Origin of the sequence: Pseudoalteromonas sp. S1610 (genome assembly GCF_005887465.1) — a bacterium.
Taxonomy (GTDB): domain Bacteria; phylum Pseudomonadota; class Gammaproteobacteria; order Enterobacterales; family Alteromonadaceae; genus Pseudoalteromonas; species Pseudoalteromonas undina.
This window is the reverse complement of sequence record NZ_PNDI01000031.1, coordinates 1-22506: the sequence shown is the minus strand read 5'-3', so window position 1 is coordinate 22506 and position 22506 is coordinate 1. Positions and strand designations below refer to the sequence as shown.

The window sequence follows — 22506 nt, the reverse complement described above, 5'->3', positions numbered from 1 at the left end:
GAGGCTTTATGAGAACTGCGTTTTATATTTCAGATGGTACGGCAATCACATCTGAAGTGTTTGGTCATGCGACCTTGTCTTTATTTCCTGTCGAATTTAATCATAAAACAATTCCTTTTGTAGAAACCGAAGAAAAAGCGCATGAAATCAAAGCGCTTATTAACGCCACATCGTCTAAGCAAGGTGAGAAGCCTCTAGTGTTTTTTACTTTTGTGAATCATAAATTATCGGAAATTATTCGCTCTGCAGATGCTGTCTCGTATGACTTTTTAACAACCTATAGCGAAAAAATTGAAAGCGAATTAAACGTTGCCCCAGTACCTAAAGTACATAGAACCCATTCAATACACGAAAAAAGTTATGACTTTAGAATTGATGCAGTTAACTATGCTTTAATGAATGACGACGGCGGTAATATTAAAAACTTTGCTGAGGCTGATATTATTTTAGTTGGCGTTAGTCGAAGCGGTAAAACGCCAACAAGCCTCTATTTAGCCCTGCAATACGGTATTAAAGCGGCCAACTATCCGATCACAGAAGATGATTTAGAAAGCGAAGGGTTACCCAAATGCTTAGTGCCTTATAAGCATAAACTGTTTGGTTTAACTATAGACCCTGAGAGACTGGCTGCGATCAGAGATAGACGAATGGCAAATTCAAAATATGCATCAATTAGACAGTGTCGTATTGAAGTGCGCGAAGTAGAAATGCTCTATAAGAAGCATAAAATTGCTCATTTAAATTCTACCCACCATTCGGTTGAAGAGATCTCAGCAAAAATCATTTCTGATACAGGTCTTGAGCGTCGTAAGTACTAACAAACTAACATGTGATTTAAGCATGTAATTACACACAGCACACAAAAAAGCCGCTAAATAATAGCGGCTTTTAACATATTAGGAAGGCGTATTACTTGCGAGCATCTTTTAAAAGGTCTGCAACTAAAAAGCCAAGCTCTAATACTTGATCGGCATTTAAGCGAGGGTCACATTGAGTTTTGTAACGCTGCGCTAAGTCATCATCTGATAAACCGTATGCACCACCGGTACATTCAGTAACATGTTGTCCGGTCATTTCTAAATGAACACCACCTGCGTATGAGCCTTCAGCTTTGTGAACAGCGAAGAACTGACTAATTTCGCGCATAATGTTATCAAAGCTTCGAGTTTTATAACCTGAGCTGGCTTTCTCTGTATTGCCATGCATTGGATCTGAGCTCCAAATTACCTTACGCCCTTCTTGCTGTACTTTGCGAACAAGCGCCGGTAGCTTCTCTGGTAATACATCTGCACCCATTCGTGTAATGAGCGTTAACCTGCCAGGAATGTTATCTGGGTTTAGTGCATCAATTAAACGGATAAGTTCGTCAGGATCCATACCTGGGCCAACTTTAACGCCTATTGGATTTTTAATGCCCTTAAAGAATTCAATATGAGCATGGTCTAACTGACGTGTACGCTCACCAATCCAAACAAAGTGCGCTGAACAATCGTACCAGTCGCCTGATAAATGGTCTCTACGGGTTAATGCCTCTTCATAGCCTAGCAATAACGCTTCGTGTGATGTATATAAATCTGTTTCTTTTAAGCTTGGCGCTATAGTTGAATTAATACCACATACTTCCATGAATTCTAGAGCGTCTTGAATTTTATCTGCCAGCTGTTGGTATTTTGCTTTTTGTGGATTAGCAGCAACAAAGCCCATGTTCCAACGGTTAACCTGATGTAAGTCAGCAAGCCCACCTTGTGCAAAAGCACGTAGTAGGTTGAGTGTTGCCGCACTGTGATGATACGCGGTCATTAAACGCTGAGGGTCTGGAATACGTGCTTCTTCAGTAAACTCAAAGTTATTTACTATATCACCACGATAAGATGGTAACGAAACACCGTCTATTGTTTCTAAGTCGGCTGAGCGTGGCTTAGCGTATTGACCTGCCATACGTGCAATTTTTACAACTGGGCATTTACCTCCATAGGTTAGTACTACAGCCATTTGTAAAATGGTCTTAAATGTATCGCGAATATTTGCAGCGTTAAAGTCACTAAATGATTCTGCGCAGTCACCACCTTGAAGTAAAAATGCGCGGCCTTCACACACATCTTCAAGTTGTTTAAACAAACTTCGAGTCTCTTCTGCAAACACTAAAGGCGGTGCACTTTTAAGCTGGCCTTCAACAGATTTTAATATGTCTTGATCTGGGTACTGTGGCTGCTGCAGTATTGGCAGTTCTCTCCAACTATTTGGGTTCCACGATTGCATGTTCATTCCTCATTCCTATTACCTGATGTATTGAAATTAACGTATGCAGAGGGCTTTGTTCAAGGACTAAATCGACTATTTACCAATTATTTAGTTATTAGGTAAATTTAAATAGGATTATTATCTATGATTTAACTATTTTATTGATAATAAATATATAAATAAAGAACACTAATACATTAAAAAACAATAGGATAAATAGTAAGAGTGGTATTTATTAAGCTTTGCTTGCAGCCACTTAGCTAAGCTGTATAAGATAATGTTAATACAAGGAACACATCATACTTAAATCAACTATATGTATTCTTAACTTTACAGTTAAAATTAAATATATCAACCGTCAGTTATGTAGTTTCAAATATATATGCTAGCTGAGTAGTTCTGCTGGTTTATACCTACTCCTTCACACTGCATTTATATTTAACTATTAGTAAGTTAGAAAATATTATTATTAAAATGATCATACCAATAATAAAGAACACATCATACTTTATTTGATTTAAAGTTAACCTTAGCAATAGAGTAATATTTCTGAAATAACTACCAAAAGAAAAGGTTATTTGCGAAAATAGCTAAATAGTAAGATGTGTTCTTGGTGGTGTTATGGTTACGAAGGTACAAATTAGAAGTCAGTTTGATTTACTCAATGAGTTAACGCTTAGGCTAATTGAGGAGCTTAAAGAATATGGGTTTGCTAAAGCTGAATACTATCAACTGCCAGAAATAAGCAGTGTGGATGAAAATATAATTCCCGAGTCGATTGCAGTATCTAAAATTACAGGGGAACTAGCACAAAAGGCTATTTTAAATTCTTTTTCTGATATGTATAAAAAGCCTGGTCTGAGTAGTCGCGTATTAAAGCGCCACCCTGGTTTATTAATTATACAAGACGCTAATAAACAAGCCATTATTGATCGGATTGCTCAAGTTAATAATGCAAAAGCGGCATTTAAAAATTGTATTTTGGCGATAGACAATAACGATGCTCGATTTGAAGCCGTGCATAATGCTATGCCAAATTTAATTACGCTTGCCGCTTATCGTAAAATTCATAGCGAAAGCGAATCCCCTTTTTCAGTTCGTTTTACTTGGATGCATAAACACGCCACTAAAACACTCACAAAGAAGATGGCTCTTGAAATGCTCGAAAAGTCCGCTGGGTATAAAAACCCAAGAATGATTGATCAGCAAAAATGGCAATCATTGGTTGCTCAAGAGCAAGTTCGTGTTGCCAGTCTAGGTGAAAAAGAAAAATTACGAATTAGGCGCCCTACCCGAGTTAGCCCACAAGTTAATGTAAGATACACGGCTCAAAATCGTTATCATGTTAGTGCGGCCTTACCTTTTATTCTTATAAACCCACAACCCGATGTTAAGTATGGCCAACTGACGAGTTACGAAAAACCGTTATCACATCCACGAAAACGTGAGTATGACTTTCTGGTAGACCGTTTATATTTAGAACAAGTAACAAAGTAATTATGTTAAAAAGGCCACTTAATGTGGCCTTTAATATAACTACTGGTAAAAATTAATATAATTATTTTTCTACAATTTCTTCCAGCTTATCTTCATCAATTAATACTGCATTTTCAACAATGCGTTTACCACCTTGTATCTCTATCCGTTTGTTATGTTTATTTAATGCCAGTATCTCATCACAAAACTGATCAGATGGGTGCATTTCATAAGTGTAATCTACAATATTACCTGTTTTATCATCTTTTACATTAGTAATACTGTACTCAGATATTGCTCCTTTTTCTATTAAATCTTTCATCGTGGTAGTCATATCACGGCGCAGTGCTTTTAATTTATTTTCGGTAATATCATCAGTTGAATAGATAGAGCCATATTTTTCCATAATAGACAACAGTCTAAAATGGTATGTTTTTCCTGGGGCAGCATAGCGCCATAAATGATATAAACGTAGCATCATCCAACGCGATAATCCGCGCTTTAACTCTTGAGCACTATTAAAATAATAACCTTTATATTCAAGGTTATCGATCATGTTATGAACAAACGCATTTAAACACGCTACACATTTAACATTTCCGCCTTGGCCTTTTTTACCACTAAAGTGTAAAGACGATAAAAAGTTCATGTTCGACTCGTAGAACGAATCATCAATATCAGAGTTTTTAGTGTCAGTAGCAGAATATTTAAAAGAAAGTTTTGAACCTTGTAATGCTTCGAGCGATTCTTTAATTTGTGGGTAAGGCATAGATTGACCTACCGCTTTAAGTTCTTGTGCTAATTCGTTCATAGAAAACACAACGGCATATTGAATACCGGACTTAAAATTAATTTTTACTATTTTACCTTTTGAAGCAAGGCGAATAAGTGCACGCTCAACTTTTTCTTCTCTATCTGATGGCCAAACTAAGTATTCTACGTCTTCACCATCTTTACGAGTACTTACCACAGCCGGTGTTATTTTAATTTCACCATCGTATAAAATACCGTCTACTTTCTCAGATATCTTACGTGTAATAATGGTTTTTTTAGGGGCTTCTTCAAGTGGCAGCTTTTTATGTCCTGAGCGAACAAAGCGTCCCCACAGATCATAATGGTTAAATGTGTTAGAGTAAGCGCGTAACCCATGGGCTGCATTTTCTATCGAAATTCGCACATCTTTATTATCTGTAAATAGTGCTAAGCTTTCGTTATCAATTGCACTTTCCACCCCGTGAATTTGGCCCCTAAGTGTATCGGGCAAGTTATCTACCGAGATGTTGACCTTTCGGCTCATGGTTTTTATTTCCGTTTTTATTGTGACAGCTAATAACAACACATAAAGCCACAAAAGTTAAATGTTTAAGTTAGTATAAAAGTGATCTGACTTCAAATAAAATGCACAGATCAATATTTTACTAAGAAAAAGTAAAAACATGAGATTTCAGATCAGGTTTTTACTAACTAGGCTTTAATAAACCGAATTTTTACTAACTGAAGAATAAATTTGTCCATTGCAAAGTGTTTTTTTTTAAATTTAGCACGACAAATGACAGCAAAAATGAGAGGCCTGTGGATAAGCTTAGTTCCAGTTAGCATAGATCTGATCTGTACTTACTACAGATCAGATCTATACTAATTAAACCGCTTATTATTCCTGATGGTGGGTGCATAACTTTATAATTTACTTAGTAAAAACATGATCTACAGCATCTGTTTTGTGAGTAACTCAGTGCTTAACCTGTGCGTAACTAAGCTGCTAAATATTTGCTTAGTAAAAAGGTGATCTGCCAGTAGATAAGGATCTGATCTTAACCACGTACAATGCTGATCCAGTTTTTTTAACATTGTTTATATAAATCATAATGTTATATGTATATTTTAAGGCCTTAGCCTTTAATACCTTATATATTTAACCATACTTAAACTTCTTTATTTATACTAAGCAATATTAAAGGCGTAAAATTATTTTATATGTCATGTATTTAAAATGCATGTCGCCTTAAATAGTTGTTTACAGCTAATTGAATGGACATTATACTAAACGCCTAACTTTGAGGAATAAAGTATGTCTATCAATAATAATGCGCTAGATACCTACCGACTTTTGAAAGCAACCGCAGAAGTTGCTGAAAAATCACTAGAAGGACGTATTCAACATTACCGCGCCCATCTTAAATCTGAAGAAAAAGAATTAAGAACTTACACCCAAAAAGCCGCTGCTGATTTACTTGGTTGTAATAATCGTACCTTAAAAAGACGCCACGACAATGGTGATTTTGACGATTTAAACATAAAACGCGGTGCAAACGGTCATTACGCTTATACGTTGGTTAATATTTTTGCCATGGCCGATATAATGGATATAAAACCCGATCATCGTGCACCAACAGACAAACTCCAAGTTATTGTTATTAATTCACTAAAAGGTGGTTGTGGTAAAACAACGAGCATGGTTAATATTGCTGCAGCACTTGCCACTACTAACATCAAGCGTTACCGAATTGGTATTATCGATTTAGATCCGCAGGGGTCATCATCTAGCTTTTTCCCATCTTCTGAGCCCGATCCAATTACTGTTGGTGATTTAATGCGTGACTGCATTGATCTTGAAGAAGGTGAAACCTGGCCTGAATTTGTTTCAAACTCTTTTTTACCAACTCATATTCCTAATATTCGTGTTTTACCCTCAGGTATGGATGATTTTTATTTTGAACACGAAACTGCAACGTTGCTTAAAGACACCTCAAACTATGAGCAAACTCGCCATTACCATAAGCTGTTAGAGCGTGTTATCGAGCCAGTAAAAGATGAATTTGATATTTTACTAATTGATACAGCGCCTACCCTTAACTTTATGTTTTATAATGCATTAATGGCTTCTACAGCGATGCTTATACCGGTTCATCCTGAAGCGGTAGACTTTGATGCTAATAATAAATATTTAAAACGTTTAGGTGAGATTTATCATACCGTTGCAGCTCTTGGTCACGATGGTTGGGACTTTATGCAATTTTTGGTTACCAATTATGTAAAAGGTAATCACTCACAACGTGACATAGTTAAAGACGTAAGAAGCGCCTTTGGTCGCCAAGTCATGAGCTACCCTATTAATCACAGCTCAGCAATTACTGCGAGTTCATCCTCGTTTAATACTATTTTTGATCAAAAAGCGTCTGACAGTTTAGCGAGTAGAGAATCGTTAATGCGCGCACAAGAAAATATCAAAGATGTTGTTGACGAACTCGAAATGCTAATTCGTTCAAATTGGCAATCTACACAATCAAAATTAAATACGCCTAAGTAAGGATGTTGACTAAAAATGGCTAAAAAACGTAAAAATGACACCCGCTTAGATCCCTTTGCAACCGCTGTCGGCAGTAGCAGTTTAGACGCTCTTTTAGAGCAAGCTAATGCAGGCGATGTTATTCGTATGCCTGCGCCAAGCGATCCTAATCGCGAAATCACATTGGTTTGTAAAGTGATTGCTCATAACGAGATTGAAAAATCGACTCAGGTTTATGGTAAAAATCGCCGTGTACAAGCGCTTTTAAACGAAAAGTCGGTATCCGATATACTCCCTGCAATTAAAGAAGATGGACGTAATCAGCACCCCGCCCTGCTTTGGGATCAAGGTGATATGAGTCTTGTTCTTGCAGGCTCAAGACGTCGCAAAGCCTGTATTTTGGCTGGTGCAGATTATCTTGTTTTGAGTTCAAGTGATTTTAATGAGCAAGATGCCAAAGTGTTAGCAGTTTCTTCGGATCAATACATTGCTCCAAGTCTTTGGGAGTTAGGTCAAGCGTATCAGCAAACTCGAAACGAACTCATTCAACAAGGCAAAAAAGGATCGTACCGCGAGATTGCCGTTATTGAAGGGGTATCGCATACCGCCATTGCTGATGCTATTAAAGCGTATGAGCAAATATCTGCCGATGTTATAGCTCTTTACCCAACAGCTAATCATGTTGGTAGAGAAGTCGCTAAAAAGCTGATTAACGCAAAGGAGCGAGACGAGGTTGCATTTAACGAGTTAGTTGTAGCACTTGCAAGCAATGATGAAGTTAATGCCTTAGAAGCCGACGACAAGCGCGCTATGCTGATCACTAAACTATTAACCGCAGAGCCTAAAACAGCATTAAAGCGTGAGGCTGTGCTTGAAAACGACTTTATTAGTGTGCAACGTAACCTTAAAAGTGGTGACGTTTCAATAAAAATTAATAATAAAGTGATGACAGACAAGCGCTTAGAACAACTGACTAAACTATTAAGTGCTTTTAATTAGTTAGTAATATCGTGATCTGTAAAGGGGGGAGGTTAGTAAAATAGTGATCTAGCCCTCTTAATTAGTTAGTAAAAATCTGATCTTCCGTGGTAATAAAAAGCAAAACAGGCCCGATAAACCACTAAGGATCGTATTTTTACTAACTAAACCTGCTCTATTTGATTAAATTGCTACCTTGTTAGTAAAAACCTGATCTACTCCTAGCAAAACCTCTCTATTAAGTTAATTTATTGTTTTTATTTTGTAATTTAAACGCCTTTTTTTAGTGAGCAAAATTAAACAATCCTTATAAACCAATTTTTTACTAACCAATCAGATCCAACCAGTTTATTTTAAAAATAATATTGCTTTAGCTCAGCGTTGATAAGGCATATACTGGAAAAATTGTTTTTAAATTTTAATACTTTGAGTGACATGTCTGCTAACTTATCAAAAAATGATTTAATGGCTATTTTTGAAGAAATTAAAAATGAGCAGGCTACCCAGTTTCCTCTTTCTGAGCGATTCATAAAAAAATTGTTTAAACCCGCGGTGTTAGCAAAAGGTAAGTCGTATTATAAAAACGGCCAAATAAGTTGGTTAGAACATAATGCTGATTTCTCTGTGGTTGATTCTACTGTGCAAGGCGATAAGGGCATTGCGTTTAACCAACGAATTGAGATCAGTAAATTACCAACTGGCTATTCAGTCGACACACACTGTACTTGTAATGTTAAAACTAAATGCCGCCATTTGGCTGCAATTTTGTTAAAACTTAAAATTGAACACTCAGGTGAATACGGCGAAGACTATTTTATTAATGACTGGTTTAGCGAACTTAGCTCGCTTAAAAACACCGATCAAGCTCATCCATCACAAGTGTTACTGTTTGTATTAGATATTGAAAACGATAAAGTATTTTTAACGCCTAAAATTGCCAACTACGATAAAAATAATAATTATGCATTAGGTCGCAATTTAACTGAGCAACAGCTTAATAGTTTTGTAACCCCTAGCGATCTGCTAGAAAGTGATTTTAGATTATATAGCTGGATCCGCTCGCAAAATGCGGTCGGTAATATTGAACTCAAAGGTCAATGGGGCTTTAACGCGCTGCAGCAATTACTAGCTACAGAACGATTATTTTTACAGCGTTCGCGAGTACCTATAAAAGCGCAACCTGGCTTACCCCTAAATTTTGTTTGGGAAAAACAAAAAGAAGTCACCCAGTTAAAAATTCACCTAGATCAAATTCCTAATTGGGCATTAATTAAAACTACGCCGCCCATCTACTTAGATTTAGATAAATATAAGCTAGGCCGCATTCGCACGCCGCTCAGTGCAGACGAAATTGCTCATTTACAAACAATACCAGCACTTCACGATACAAACTTTGATCGAATTTATAAGCAGCTTGCTGATAATTTTGGTGCCGGTGTTATTCCCCATCCTACTAATGCACCAAGCATGCCTGTTAAGTCGTTGAGTAATGCCGTACTTAAAGTCAGCATGTCGGGCTCAGTAATGGCTATTTCGTTATCGTTTAAGTATAAAAATAAAAACTATTTAGCAGGTACAGCGCCTGAAAAACTAATAAACAGTGCATTTGAAAACACCGTTACCAACGAGCTGGTCAACTTAGGCTTTGATTTTTGTAAAGGGGGTTTACACAGCGAGTTTATTTTTAGTCAGGAATCGGCTATTCACTTACACTGGTTAGCGCATGAGGTGTTACCAAGCTTTAAGCAACGTGGCTGGCAAGTCTCAATGAGCAAAATAAATATTGCCGATACTAAAAACCAAATTTCCTTGCATGTAAACAGAGCTGCTGGGCATCAAATGCATTGCAAAGTTGTGCTTAACGATACCAAAGTGGCGACCTTATTTAATGTAAATAATAAACTGTTTGAATCGTTAAATCGTCAAAGCGAATTGTTTTATTACTATCCCGTTGGCCGTCAATTTGGAGTTATAGATAAGGCTGCGTTTAATTTATTAATTGAGTTTAAATTGCGATTTGAGTTTATTAAAACGCGCGACGAATTTCATATTCCACTTTCATACTTACCTGAGTTAGTTAAGCACACAGCCATTAATGTTGAGCTACATGATCCGTCATTAGAGCGCTACCTTGATGAGCTAAGCAATGACGCGCTGTTATCGCCCAATATCGCCATTCATGGCTTACACGATTCTGTGGTGCTTAGAGAATACCAGCAAGAAGGCGTAGCTTGGCTTAACTTTTTAAAGCGTAATCAGCTAGGTGGTATTTTAGCGGACGATATGGGCTTGGGTAAAACTTTGCAGGTGATTGCTTATTTAGCCAGTTCTTATAATACTCCGCAGGCTGGCCCTACGCTTATTGTTTGCCCAACAAGCTTAGTGAGTAATTGGCAAAACGAAATTAACAAGTTTGCTAAAAACTTAAAAGTGACCACTATTTTTGGTGCACACCGTAATGATGCGTTAAAACACTTGGCGCAGGCACAGTGTATATTAACCACCTATCCGTTATTAAAACGTGACATTGCTTATTATTCGCCACTGTATTTTGAAAACATCATTCTGGATGAAGCCCAGTATATTAAAAATGATACCGCACAGGTATCGCGGTTAGTTAAACGTTTGAATGCCGATTTTAAGCTTTGCTTAAGCGGTACCCCAATTGAGAACAATTTATTTGAATTAAAGTCGTTACTCGATTTTGCTATGCCTTCGCTATTAGGTTCCCAGGCGCACTTTAAGCAGCACTTTCAAGGTCCTATTGAGCGCGAAAGTAACATTGAGCGTGCAGAGCAGTTAAAAGCGTTAATTATGCCGTTTATTTTGCGCCGGACTAAAGCCCAAGTAGCTCAAGAACTGCCGCAAAAAACGGAGCTTGTTAAAGAGTTTGAGTTTGAGCCTAAACAAAAAGACATGTACCAAGGCATAACACATGCGCTTGAAGAAAAACTCATTGATTTATTTGCCGAGCAAGGCGTGCAAAAAAGTAAACTCGCCTTTCTAGAGGCACTATTAAAACTTCGCCAAATTTGTTGTCATCCTAAACTTATTGAGCCAGAAACCGACGCTGCTAGTGCTAAGTTAGAGTGGTTATCAAGCCATTTACCTTTAATGCTCAGCCTTGGCCGTAAGGTGATTATATTCAGCCAGTTTACCTCTGCTCTTGATTTAATTGCCGAGCGTTTGAATACACTTAACATTAAATTTAGCATGTTAACTGGGCAAACGCGCCATCGCGATAAAGTGATAGACGAATTCACCAGTGGCACTACTTCGGTATTTTTAATTAGCTTAAAAGCAGGTGGCACAGGGCTTAATTTAACCCAAGCCGATACCGTTATTCATTTTGATCCGTGGTGGAATCCAGCTGTTGAAAAGCAAGCGACCGATCGTGCTTATCGTATTGGCCAAACCAATCCGGTGTTTGTGTATAAATTGATTATGGCTAACTCTATTGAACAAAAGGTGTTTCAAATGCAGCAAGATAAACAAGCGCTTGTAGATGCATTATTTACCGAAAAATCAATGAGTTTTACCCAGTTTGATGAACAACAAATGTTGTCTTTAATTAAAAGTTAAAAATTAACAATAATTTTTTGAACTTATTTGAATTGTGGGCGTCTATTAATACAGCTTGGTTAAATTGCAGTTTCTCCAAGTTTTCATATTGATATCCCATATAGTAGTTACTAGACATAGTAATGATTAAGCCAGCCAGTTCAGCGCTGGCTTTTTTTTGCCTGAATATTTTAAACTATTTTATTTAAAATATATTTGAACTAATCAATAATAGCTGGGTCTATTAATATGCTTGTAGTTGATATGTTGTTATACAAGTTTCATGTTGATTTCCCTGTTTGATTACTAATTTAGTAATATTGAGCCAGCTTTATTAGCTGGCTTTTTTTATGCTCTAAATTCAACTTTTTTAAAAATTATTTTGAACTAATTTAATCAGGACGCGTCTACTATTATGCTTGTAGTGATGTGTTGTTATACAAGTTTCATGTTGATTTCCCTGTTTGATTACTGATTAAGTAATATTGAGCCAGCTTTAATAGCTGGCTTTTTTTATGCGCTTAATTTAGTGCGTTACCCCTACTGCTAAAGAGCGTTATTCGTTATGATGGCATGTCACTAAATTTTAAAAGTTTATTTTATGTTTACTTCGTTTTTATCCCATTTAGATTGGTTAAGTGTAAGTGCTGGCGTTATAACAGGCATGGCTATTTGTGGTGTTGTATCAATGCAATTAAGCAAAAAAATAAAGCGCCAAGTGAGTGAGCAGCAACAACAGTTATTGTTATTACAAAGCCAGTATGAGCATACGCAAAATCAATATGCCTCTTTAGTGGAAGAGCACGACTTGTTAGGGCTTACTCATCAAGAGCAGCGGGATCAGTCTCAGCATTTTAAAACCCGTTTAACTGAGCAAGAAAAGCAAAGCCAACTTTATAATCAATATTGGCGTAAAGCCGAAGCCGAGCTAACCGCCCTGCGCGAGCAATACAATCTTCGCGATGTAGAGCTTAATAATATACGCACTACCCTTGAGCAAAAGCAGCAACATTTTAGTGAACAACTCGCCCATATAGAGCAAAGTAAAGAAACGCTTAAAAAAGAATTTGAAAATTTAGCTAACCAAATATTAGAAGAAAAGTCGCAAAAATTTAAAACCCTCAATCAAGAAAGCATAGAGCAGTTACTTAAGCCGGTTCAAGGTGAGCTAAAAGGCTTTAGAGATAAAATGGAGTCTATTCACGTTGAAGACTTACAGCAACGTGCAGCACTTAAAACCGAGCTGCTTCATTTACAAGCCAAAAGCCAAGCAATTACCGAGCAGGCCGATAAGCTAAGCAATGCTTTACAAGGGCAAAAGAAAACCCAAGGTAATTGGGGCGAACTCATGCTCGAAAACGTGCTTGATAGCGCAGGCCTGCGCGCTGGCACCGATTACAAGCGAGAAGTGTCGTTTAATACCGAAGAAGGCCGTTTGCGCCCTGATGTAGTGGTGTATTTACCTCAAGGACGCCACTTAGTGATTGATGCAAAAACATCGTTAAATGCCTATACCCGCTATGTAAATGCCGAAACAGAGCTTGAGTCTCAACAAGCGATTAAAGAGCATGTAAATGCCGTAACTGCCCGTATAAATGAGCTGGCCAGTAAATCGTATGACCGCCTACCAGGGATAAACTCGCCTGAGGTTGTTATTATGTTTGTACCCATAGAATCCGCCTTTGTAGAAGCACTTAAATACCAAAGCGACATTTACCAGCAAGCAATAGAAAAGAACATTTTGGTTGCTACCCCTACTACCCTGCTAACCAGTTTAAATATTGTTAAACAGTTATGGCGCTTTGAAGAGCAAACTAAATATTCAAAAGAGCTGGCTAATCGTGCTGAGCGTTTTTACAGTAAACTCAACGGCTTTTTAACTAGTATGGAAGGGGTGGGTAAACAGCTCGATAAAGCCAAAGAAACCTACGATAAAGCATTTTCTCAGTTATACCGTGGTAAAGGTAACTTAATTAAACAAGCCTCAGAATTTAAGGAGCTTGGTGTATCGGTGCAAAAAGAGTTACCTCAAGAAAGCGTTGAACGCGCTCACTTAGAGCTTGATGAATAAACATCGCACATAATTTTTGCGCACTGAGGTTGTGCGTTTATGTGGCTAGTTATTTACTAACTGCGCAGGCACTATAATAATATCTGTCTTTTAGGATTAACCACATGCAACGCCCAACCGTTTTTTTCATTTCACATGGTGGCGGCCCAATGCCATTACTAGGTGATGCCAACCATGCAGAAATGCGAGCCTGCTTAGAACAAGTTGCCGCTAAAATCCCAAAGCCTTCTGCTATCTTAATGGTCAGCGCGCATTGGGAAGCTCAACCAATTAGTATAACGGCGCACTCTTCACCGCCGCTTATTTACGATTACTATGGTTTTCCCAAGCAGGCGTACCAATTAACTTACCCTTGTGCTGGCCAGCCGCAACTTGCTAATTTAGTACAGCAGGCGCTCGCAACACATAATATTGACTCAAAATTCGATTCACAGCGTGGTTTTGATCACGGTATGTTTGTACCGTTAAAAATTATGTACCCAGAGGCCGACATTCCTTGTGTGCAAATATCCTTGCACCCAAGCCTCGATCCGTTAATGCATGTTGAAATTGGTAAAGCGTTGCAACGTATTGATTACGAGAACTTATTAATTATAGGCTCAGGCTTTACCTTCCATAATATGCGCGCTTTTGGTGTTACCCAATCAAGCGATGTTAATCAGCAAAATCAGGCATTTGAAAATTGGCTGGTAAGCACAATCGCAGATCAAACATTAACCGAGCAACAGCGTGAACAGCAATTATTAGCATGGCAGCAAGCTCCAGCTGCACGCTTTAATCACCCCAGAGAAGAGCACTTGTTACCGCTACATGTATGCTATGGCGCTGCTATGTGTGCAAGCACTGAGGTATTTGAATTAAATATTGCCAATAAGCGAGCCAGTATGTATTTGTGGCAATAATAAAAAACACGCCAGACTTTACTAGGCGTGTTTTTTGGTTCTACTGCATTTATTGCAGCGGTTAAGCGGCAATTACCATTTCATTTCACCTTTATGAACTTTAGCGCCAATGCTAAGAGCCATAGGTAATACAGCCTCTGGGTATGAGTTGGTCATTTTATCTATCAGCAGCTTACTGCTATCACTACTTTGCTTAGCGTGTGCAAAATCCTTTAAATACTGAATTGAAAAATCGATATTTGCAGCATCTAATTGAGTGCCTGCTTTCATATGCCCAGGGATCACCACTTCAGGGTTGAGTGCTTTCATTTCATTAAGTTGCTTTGCCCATGCATTTTGCTCTGCCTGAGTTTGTGCATCGGCCATCCATAAATGAACATTAGCGTATACAGCCACATTCCCTAAAATAGCTTTGTTATCAGGTATCCATAAATATGGGCGATGATTATGCTCACCCTCTGTGCCACGAATTTCAATGGTATGGCCTTCTATTTTTAAGCTATTACCATTAAATACCTTAGGTACGACGGGGTTTTTTGGTGCGTTTTTACCCATTTTTGGGGTCCAGAAAGCAAGTTTACCTTTAAGCTTTGCTGCTATTTTTTGGTGCACTGCCGGTGTGGTAATAACCTCTGCATTTGGGAAAAACTGCTGTAACACTTCAGCGCCAAAGTAGTAATCAGGATCGGCTTGGCTAATAAAAATAGTTTTTAGTTGTTTACCAGAGTCAATTACTTTAGCGGCAATGCGCAGTGCATCTGCTTTGGTAAATCCGGTATCAATTAAAATTGCATCGGTACGGCCATAAACCAGCGTGGCATTAACATGAAAGCTATTGCTGTCAGCGTTATACACATCAAGGGTTAGTGGGGTTTCGTCTGCAATAGCGATATTACTGGCTAATAATGTACTTAATAAAAGAGTGCGTAGGTTCATGGTATTCTCATCATTGGTTGTTAATGCGAGCATAATAAAGGTTTGATATGTTCAGAAAAACAACCAATAATTAGCATCATTGTTTCATAAATCGTGCAAATACTATGGATAAACTCACCGCAGCGCAGGTTTTTGTGGATGTTGCCTACTCAGGCAGTTTTACTGCCACTGCCGATCGGCTTGAAATGTCACGCCCTATGGTTACTCGTCATATTGAGTCGGCAGAGGCCTGGTTAAATACGCGCTTATTACATCGCACTACCCGTAAAGTAACGCTTACCACCGCCGGCGAGGCCTGTTTACCCGAAATAGAGCAATGGTTAGCACAGGCTAACCGTTTAGTTGAACAAACTAAAAGCCAGCAACAGTTGTCAGGTAAAATACGAGTAGCGACCAGTATGTCGTTAGGTTTTGCACAATTAGCCCCTATATTTACACGTTTTATGAAACGTCACCCTAACGTGCAAATAGACATAGATCTTGAAGACTCAACCACAGATCTAATAGAGCAACGTGTTGATTTGGCAATACGTATTGCAGCCAATCCCGATCCTTCGTTAATAGGTAAACCTATTGCCGAGTGTGAATCTATATTAGTGGCCTCAGCCAGCTACCTTGCTGATTATCCGCCAATAACGACACCACAACAGTTAAGTGCTCATCAGTGTTTAGGCTATAAAAACTTCGACCGATATATTTGGCATTTACACAACGGGGATGAGTTTCAATCGGTTGATGTTAAATGTAATTTAAGTGCAAACGAGGCCACCACATTACTTCATGCAGCCATAGCCGGTGGTGGTATCTCAGTGCAGCCTACGTATTTGGCAAATCAATATATACTAGATGGTCGCTTGCAGCGTGTATTAGCGCCATGGACACTAAATCCAATGAAAATATATGTGCTTTACCCTTCTCGTCAGCATTTATCATCAACAGTAAGAGCACTAATCGACACGCTCAGTGAAGAATTTAAAAATCCAGCATGGTAATTAATTATAAAAGTTTGGGTTTAAACCATGGCTTTATGCGTTAAGCATGCTGATATTCTGTAGGTTATTTTGTTACAGTAAATGTAATAAGCGCCTTAATCTATAAAGGTCAGCAGACCCAAGGAACAATAATAATGAATCTGATCAAAACATCGGGCTTGGCACTGGCCATTGTTGCGGGCTTAGGCTTGCAAGCATGTTCAAGTACCAGCATAACAACCAACAATAATGCAGCGATGAGTACCGTGAATAATCCATTAAGCCTAGCGCAAATTTATAAAGATAAAGAGTTCAAAACCCAGCGTAGCACTTACTTTAAATGGCTAGACGATGGCACTGGCTACACAGTGCTTGAAGAGCGCGAAAGCGAAAAAGAAGAAGCGGACGATAACAACGCCGATGACGAAAAAGAGCACGGCGTAAAAGGCAACGACATTGTATTTTACAATGCTGACGGCACAGGCCGTAAAGTATTGGTTGAGTTTGAAAAGCTGTTGCCAGAGGGCGCAGACGAGCCATTTGCAATCGAAAGCTATCAGTGGTCAAAAGACGGTAAATGGCTGATGGTATTTACCAACAGCGAGCAAGTTTGGCGTTCGCGCAGCAGAGGCGACTTTTGGTTACTTAACCTTGAGACAAACCAATTACAGCAATTAGGTGGTAAAGACGTTGAGCCAACTAAGTTAATGTTTGCTAAGTTCTCGCCAGATAGCTCAAAAGTGGCTTACGTGCGCGACAATAATATTTATATGCAAGCGGTTGGTAGTAACGATGTAACCGCGCTCACAACCGATGGCAGTGCCACCATTGTTAACGGTAATTTTGATTGGGTATACGAAGAAGAATTTACTATTGCCGATGGTTTTCGTTGGAGCCCCGACAACAAATCAATCGCCTATTGGCAGCTTGATACCAGTGACGTTAAATTTTTCACTATGATCAACAACACTGACGAACTGTACCCTACCCTTAAAGAGTTCCCTTATCCTAAAGCGGGTGAAACCAACTCTGCCGTGCGTGTTGGTGTGGTAAGCCTTGCTGATAAACAAACCCGTTGGGCTGAGCTTGAAGGCGATAACCGCGACCGTTATATTCCGCGTATTAGCTGGGCAGGCACCGGTAATGAATTAATGATTCAAGACTTAAACCGCCCGCAAAGCCATAACAAAGTGTGGTTGTTTGATTGGCAAAAGCAGCAACTGACCAAGATTTTAGAAGACAAAGACGATGCGTTTATCGAATGGTTTTATAAAGCAAACTGGTCAAAAGACGGCGAGTTTTTTATTTGGCATAGCGAACGCGACGGTTGGCGTCATCTTTACCGTGTATCGCGCGATGGCAAAACTATTATCGACCTAACCCCAGGCGATTACGACATTATTGATATGCTGAGCATAAATGAAGATAAAAACGTAATGTATTTTATTGCCTCGCCAAACGATCCTGGTCAGCGTTATTTATACAGCACACCGCTTGATGGCAGCAGCAAACCGGTACGGGTAACACCTGCTGAGTATGAAGGTTCCAACAGCTACTACATGTCAAAAGATGCCTCATGGGCAATGCATACTTACTCAAAATTTGGTACGCCACCGACTAAAGAGATCATTAAAGTGAGCGATCATAGTAATGTAAAAACCTTAGTTGAAAATACAAAGCTCAAACAAAAGCTTGCTGAGCAAAGCTTACCAAAGCATGAGTTTTTTAAAGTAAATGCGCAAGATGGCACCGAGCTTGACGGCTACATTATGTTCCCAGAGAACATGGATAAAAGTAAAAAATACCCAATTGTGTTTTACGTATACGGCGAACCATGGGGCTCTACCGTGCAAGACCGCTGGGAAGGCAACAGTTACCTGTATAAATCACTGTTAACGCAAAAAGGTTTTATTGTCGCATCAGTTGATAATCGTGGTACACGCGCACCAAAAGGCCGTGATTGGCGCAAATCGATTTATAAAAAAATCGGCTCAATTACCGTGCAAGATCAAGTTGATGCGCTAGATGCGATGGCCAAACGTTGGGATGTAATCGACACCGACCGTGTTGGCGTGTGGGGCCATTCAGGTGGCGGTAGTTCAACCCTTAACTTACTGTTCCGCCACGGTGATAAATTTAAAGTGGGCATTGCCTCAGCACCAGTGCCAGATATACGTTTGTACGACACCATTTACCAAGAGCGTTATGCGGGCAACCCAAACACCGATCCTGAGAGTTACGATAACACCTCGCCGATTACCTTTGCTAAAAACCTAACCGGTAAGCTATTGCTTATTCACGGCACTGGGGATGACAATGTGCATTACCAAGGCTCAGAGCGTTTAATTGACGAACTCGTTAAGCACAATAAACAGTTTGAGTTTTTCTCATACCCAAACCGCTCACATAGCTTACGAGAAGGCAAAGGCACCACTTTGCATTACCATACTATGATGGCTGACTTTTTTGAAAAGCACTTACTAACCAAGTAATCGCTTTAAAAAGTAAAATACTAAAGCCGCACACTAATTATTAGTGTGCGGCTTTTTTAATCAAAATGTAACGGGGGTTTACAGCTAGGTGTAAAGGTTTTGTTTGAAGTACAACAGCCCCCAACACTAACTATAGAAAGTCCATACTGAATGAAAAGTTATTTATCGAAACGGGCTAAAACGTTCTGTTTATGATGAACTTTCATCAATCCTCATTCCCTTGCTTTAACTCAGCCGCCCAATCATTTCTTTAACCACTAAAAACTGCACTTGTCTTAACATTCTTAATTCCGCTGCGCGTACATCCGCAGATGGCATATTCACAAGTTCTTGGTATAAGTTGCTAAATTCACTCTCTATATTACTTACAAAATAACTTAGTTGCTTTACTGCGGCAGAGTTTGGAATACCGAGCTCTTTTGCAAAAGCGATTACATCTGCTTTAGTAACATCACAAAAACGTTTTTTATCATTGATAGGAACGGATAAGGCTTCTTCTAGAGGGTTACCACCTTCTGAAACATAAATAATGGTGCTTAATAAATCATAAAATGGTGTTATTTGCGCAGATCCGTTTTCGTAATAAAAGCTAATATTTTTTAAATGCGCATCCCCATTCCCGACTAATAAATTATAAATCACCCATTGATATAACTTGATGGCCGTTGCCGCTTTAGGCCGTACGTTATTGAGTATTTTTTGGTATGTTTCAACTGTTGATGCAGAATATTTGGAGTGTCTGCTATAACTTAACAACTGGCAACTATCTATAATATGCTTACGCTCTTGATCAGGATAACTTCCTGCACGGTCAAAGCGCTCAACCAAATAGGCTGGCTCGGGTGTATAAATGAGCTGCACATTGGGTACATCTATTCCTAGGCGCTTGGCTAGTTTCATCATAAACCATTCATTGCATGTCGTTTGCCAATATTGGTCTGGCTCAGAATGATCTGGTTTAAGTATATGAGTTGAAGGTGTGCCTTCATTTCCTTCAAATAATTCATCGCCGAGCTTAATAACTAGCATTTTATGCTGCGCGCCAGCAAGTGACATACGGCTACTTTGGCGGATATTTAACGGTGCTCTGGGTAAGTTTTTAATTCGCCTAGATAGCTCGGCAAAAGGTAACGGTATTGCACTAGGGCTTGGAAAATCGACATGCTCTGGTAATAGCGTTAAAGCACCAGCAGACTCAATGCCGGATGCAGTAAGTAGAGCAAATGAATCCTCATGATCCACTTTCACTTCTTTTGCCAATAACTCACGTGCATTTTCTTCTGGCAGTAAATTATCAAAAAACTGCTGCACAGGCCGCGTAGTACCAGAATCAAGAATGATTTGATCTTGTAATGGAATGCTGGGAGTTATTGCAAATTTATTAGCTGAGTTAAGCCAATCTTGATCGTATTTAAAAGACCAAAAACCGTTACTATCTTGTAATTGGCCCATGAGCTGTTTGCCAGCATAAACATCAAGTGATCTATTATTCATTGCCAGCCACCATGTTCTGGATTTGCATTAGTAATTTATTTTTAGCCTTTTCATCATGTTGAGGTACAACCACGTCTATTTTTACTTCTAAGCCTAAAGCTTGCATTAAATCAAACGCGCGGCCGATTGATAACGAACCTGTGCCATTTTCAAAATCACTTACTGTATTAATACTAATACCGGAGAAATCTCCCGCAGTTTTTTGGTCAAGCTTTTGGCTTTTTCTCACAATGCTTGCCAATTTACCTAATTGTTTTGCTGACTTTATCGTGACTTCCATAACCCATCCAAAATTCACAGTGTTTTGTGAATAATAGTTAAAAAAGTACAAAAAAGCTAATAATTCACAATATTTTGTGAATTATAGCGAAAGTTAACTCACTAAAGGATAAATTCACAGTATTTTGTGAATTAGTAAATTAATAGGCATGAACCTAATAAATTCACAATAAACTATGAATTTAGGTAATTGAAAATTTCACTCTCTTTTTAATCAAAATGGTGTGAGGGGTTTACAGCTGAGGTCAAAGGTTAAAGGAACAAGGTCAAAGAATTTTAGTTACGGTAAGTTGGGTAGAGTGTAACGAAACCCAACAAAGAAAGGCGGCTTTGCTCAATAGCAATGCGCTAAAGGCTCAACAGGTAATAATTGAATCGTTCAATACTAAACATAGCTTGGAATTAGAGTCGTATTAAAAGAGTAGCATCCATGCCACTGCAAGTGCGATATTAATAAAAATTAAGAGCTTGGTTGCGAAGGTTGATACTTATTAACGAGAATGTGCTGCAAACTTTTAAGTGCCCGCTTTATCGCTTGCAGCATACTTCTTCCTTTTGTATTTACATTAATACTGGGTAGCCCAGGCAAAAGAATATTAATTTTGCATTGCTGTAAAGTGCCGTGGCGCTCACTCGAAAGATCATTTATTTGAATCTCTACTTTACGAATATTTAAAGCATGTTTTGCCAATTGGCTTTTTATCAACTTCAAAAGCGACATCTTTTCACTTGCGTTAATTATCTTATTTTTAACTGTAAGTTTTAGCTTCATGCAATTACACCTTTTAATAGTAACTATGTTGCAGGCATGACTGTAATCTACTAACTTAGTGGCAAAGGAAAAAGCTGATTATTTCTTACTTTAAAACAGGTATTTTCGAATGATTACCAACATCAACTACAACCACTTATATTATTTTTGGCAGGTAAGTAAGCACGGCAGTATTGCTGCGTCGAGTAAAATACTTAATTTAACGCCGCAAACGGTCAGCTCGCAAATTACTAACTTAGAGCAACGATTAGGAAAACCACTGTTTGTTCGCCAAGGCCGAGGCCTACAGTTAACGGAGTTTGGCCATGTAACTCAGCAGTACACCAATGATATGTTTGCTATTGCTCACGAATGGTTAGAAACTACGCAAGGCGATACCACGCAATACTCACGAACGTTAAAGGTGGGTATTTCAGATGTGTTACCCAAATCATTGGTGTCGAAGTGGCTAGCGCCTTTAATTAATAACGACCGTATTACAAACTTACACTGTATTGACGGCCAACAAGATGAACTGCTGGCGCAAATGGCGATTCATAAGCTCGACTTAGTGTTAGCCGACAAACCACTCGATACCACTTTATCATTTAAGGCGTTTTGTCATGAAATAGGCAAAAGCCAAATCGCTTTTTTTGGTAACGAAACATGGCATTCGCAGTTACATAAGCAGTTTCCGCAGTCTTTAAACAACAAGCCTTTAGTGCTCCCCGCAAAAGAAAGCCCCGTCGCGCGTGCTATTTATTATTGGCTGCAAGAGCAAGAGATTGAAATGACAATAGCTGGCCATGTTGACGACAGCGCATTAATGAAGTCGTTAGGTGAGCAAGGGTTTGGGGTATTCCCTGCGCCTATTTTGGTAAGAGCCGAAGTAGAGCGCCATTACGGCGTTAATTACATTGGTACAATTGATAATATTTATCAGCATTATTATGCCTTTACACCCGACAGGCTCATTAAAGACAGTATTTATGACGAATTTATAAAGCACGCGCAAATGACGTAGATTTTAGTTAATCGTCTTATGATGTTAAAGGTTAAAGGTTAAAG

General features: G+C 38.7%; 16 protein-coding genes. 10 read left to right on the top strand and 6 right to left on the bottom strand.

Annotated elements, in window-relative coordinates; all coding sequences use genetic code 11:
- The first annotated feature begins 8 nt into the window (after positions 1-8).
- Positions 9-818 (top strand): posphoenolpyruvate synthetase regulatory kinase/phosphorylase PpsR, encoded by an 810-nt coding sequence (gene ppsR / locus CWB77_RS12185; protein WP_008108730.1) that lies wholly within the window; start codon positions 9-11, stop codon positions 816-818.
- Positions 819-909: 91 nt separating this feature from the next.
- On the opposite strand, the gene CWB77_RS12180 is transcribed toward ppsR, so the two are convergent.
- On the bottom strand, positions 910-2259 hold the full coding sequence (locus CWB77_RS12180) for a class II 3-deoxy-7-phosphoheptulonate synthase (RefSeq protein ID WP_171039112.1): 1350 nt from the start codon (positions 2257-2259) through the stop codon (positions 910-912).
- Between the two features lie 603 nt (positions 2260-2862).
- Between CWB77_RS12180 and CWB77_RS12175 the strand changes: the two genes are divergently transcribed.
- Positions 2863-3738, top strand: a complete 876-nt coding sequence (locus CWB77_RS12175; RefSeq protein ID WP_138570534.1) for a DNA replication terminus site-binding protein — start codon at positions 2863-2865, stop codon at positions 3736-3738.
- A gap of 61 nt (positions 3739-3799) precedes the next feature.
- Here CWB77_RS12175 and CWB77_RS12170 read toward each other — a convergent pair whose 3' ends face one another.
- Positions 3800-5014, bottom strand: a complete 1215-nt coding sequence (locus CWB77_RS12170; protein WP_013463357.1) for a hypothetical protein — start codon at positions 5012-5014, stop codon at positions 3800-3802.
- 771 nt (positions 5015-5785) lie between these two features.
- Between CWB77_RS12170 and CWB77_RS12165 the strand changes: the two genes are divergently transcribed.
- From CWB77_RS12165 to CWB77_RS12145, 5 genes are all read left to right on the top strand, one after another.
- Positions 5786-7024, top strand: a complete 1239-nt coding sequence (locus tag CWB77_RS12165; protein ID WP_010388797.1) for an AAA family ATPase — start codon at positions 5786-5788, stop codon at positions 7022-7024.
- A gap of 15 nt (positions 7025-7039) precedes the next feature.
- Positions 7040-8002 carry a transcriptional regulator gene (locus CWB77_RS12160; RefSeq protein ID WP_010388796.1) on the top strand — a complete coding sequence of 321 codons (963 nt, stop codon included), beginning with the start codon at positions 7040-7042 and terminating at the stop codon, positions 8000-8002.
- Positions 8003-8416: 414 nt separating this feature from the next.
- Positions 8417-11563: a DEAD/DEAH box helicase gene (locus tag CWB77_RS12155; protein WP_138622922.1), complete on the top strand. Its 3147-nt coding sequence runs from the start codon at positions 8417-8419 to the stop codon at positions 11561-11563.
- A 580-nt stretch (positions 11564-12143) separates the two neighbouring features.
- Positions 12144-13613: a DNA recombination protein RmuC gene (locus CWB77_RS12150; RefSeq protein ID WP_138622920.1), complete on the top strand. Its 1470-nt coding sequence runs from the start codon at positions 12144-12146 to the stop codon at positions 13611-13613.
- A 104-nt stretch (positions 13614-13717) separates the two neighbouring features.
- Positions 13718-14515: a DODA-type extradiol aromatic ring-opening family dioxygenase gene (locus tag CWB77_RS12145; RefSeq protein WP_138622918.1), complete on the top strand. Its 798-nt coding sequence runs from the start codon at positions 13718-13720 to the stop codon at positions 14513-14515.
- A gap of 72 nt (positions 14516-14587) precedes the next feature.
- Here CWB77_RS12145 and CWB77_RS12140 read toward each other — a convergent pair whose 3' ends face one another.
- Positions 14588-15484 (bottom strand): MBL fold metallo-hydrolase, encoded by an 897-nt coding sequence (locus CWB77_RS12140; protein ID WP_138622916.1) that lies wholly within the window; start codon positions 15482-15484, stop codon positions 14588-14590.
- 71 nt (positions 15485-15555) lie between these two features.
- On the opposite strand from CWB77_RS12140, the gene CWB77_RS12135 reads away from it, so the two are divergent.
- Both CWB77_RS12135 and CWB77_RS12130 read left to right on the top strand, forming a co-directional pair.
- The gene (locus CWB77_RS12135) at positions 15556-16443 is read left to right on the top strand and encodes a LysR family transcriptional regulator (protein WP_138622914.1); all 888 of its coding nucleotides are present in this window, start codon (positions 15556-15558) and stop codon (positions 16441-16443) included.
- A 134-nt stretch (positions 16444-16577) separates the two neighbouring features.
- Complete coding sequence (locus CWB77_RS12130) at positions 16578-18914, top strand: S9 family peptidase (RefSeq protein ID WP_138622912.1); 2337 nt, start codon at positions 16578-16580, stop codon at positions 18912-18914.
- Positions 18915-19139: 225 nt separating this feature from the next.
- On the opposite strand, the gene CWB77_RS12125 is transcribed toward CWB77_RS12130, so the two are convergent.
- From CWB77_RS12125 to CWB77_RS12115, 3 genes are all read right to left on the bottom strand, one after another.
- Complete coding sequence (locus tag CWB77_RS12125) at positions 19140-20408, bottom strand: HipA domain-containing protein (RefSeq protein WP_138622910.1); 1269 nt, start codon at positions 20406-20408, stop codon at positions 19140-19142.
- Positions 20401-20688, bottom strand: coding sequence for a helix-turn-helix domain-containing protein (locus tag CWB77_RS12120; protein WP_138622908.1), 288 nt, complete (start codon positions 20686-20688; stop codon positions 20401-20403). The genes CWB77_RS12125 and CWB77_RS12120 overlap by 8 nt, the downstream gene beginning before the upstream one ends.
- Positions 20689-21147: 459 nt before the next feature.
- On the bottom strand, positions 21148-21459 hold the full coding sequence (locus tag CWB77_RS12115; RefSeq protein WP_008110823.1) for a hypothetical protein: 312 nt from the start codon (positions 21457-21459) through the stop codon (positions 21148-21150).
- 109 nt (positions 21460-21568) lie between these two features.
- Here CWB77_RS12115 and nhaR point away from each other — a divergent pair, with 109 nt between their 5' ends.
- Positions 21569-22462 (top strand): transcriptional activator NhaR, encoded by an 894-nt coding sequence (gene nhaR, locus CWB77_RS12110; RefSeq protein WP_138622906.1) that lies wholly within the window; start codon positions 21569-21571, stop codon positions 22460-22462.
- Positions 22463-22506: the final 44 nt, after the last annotated feature.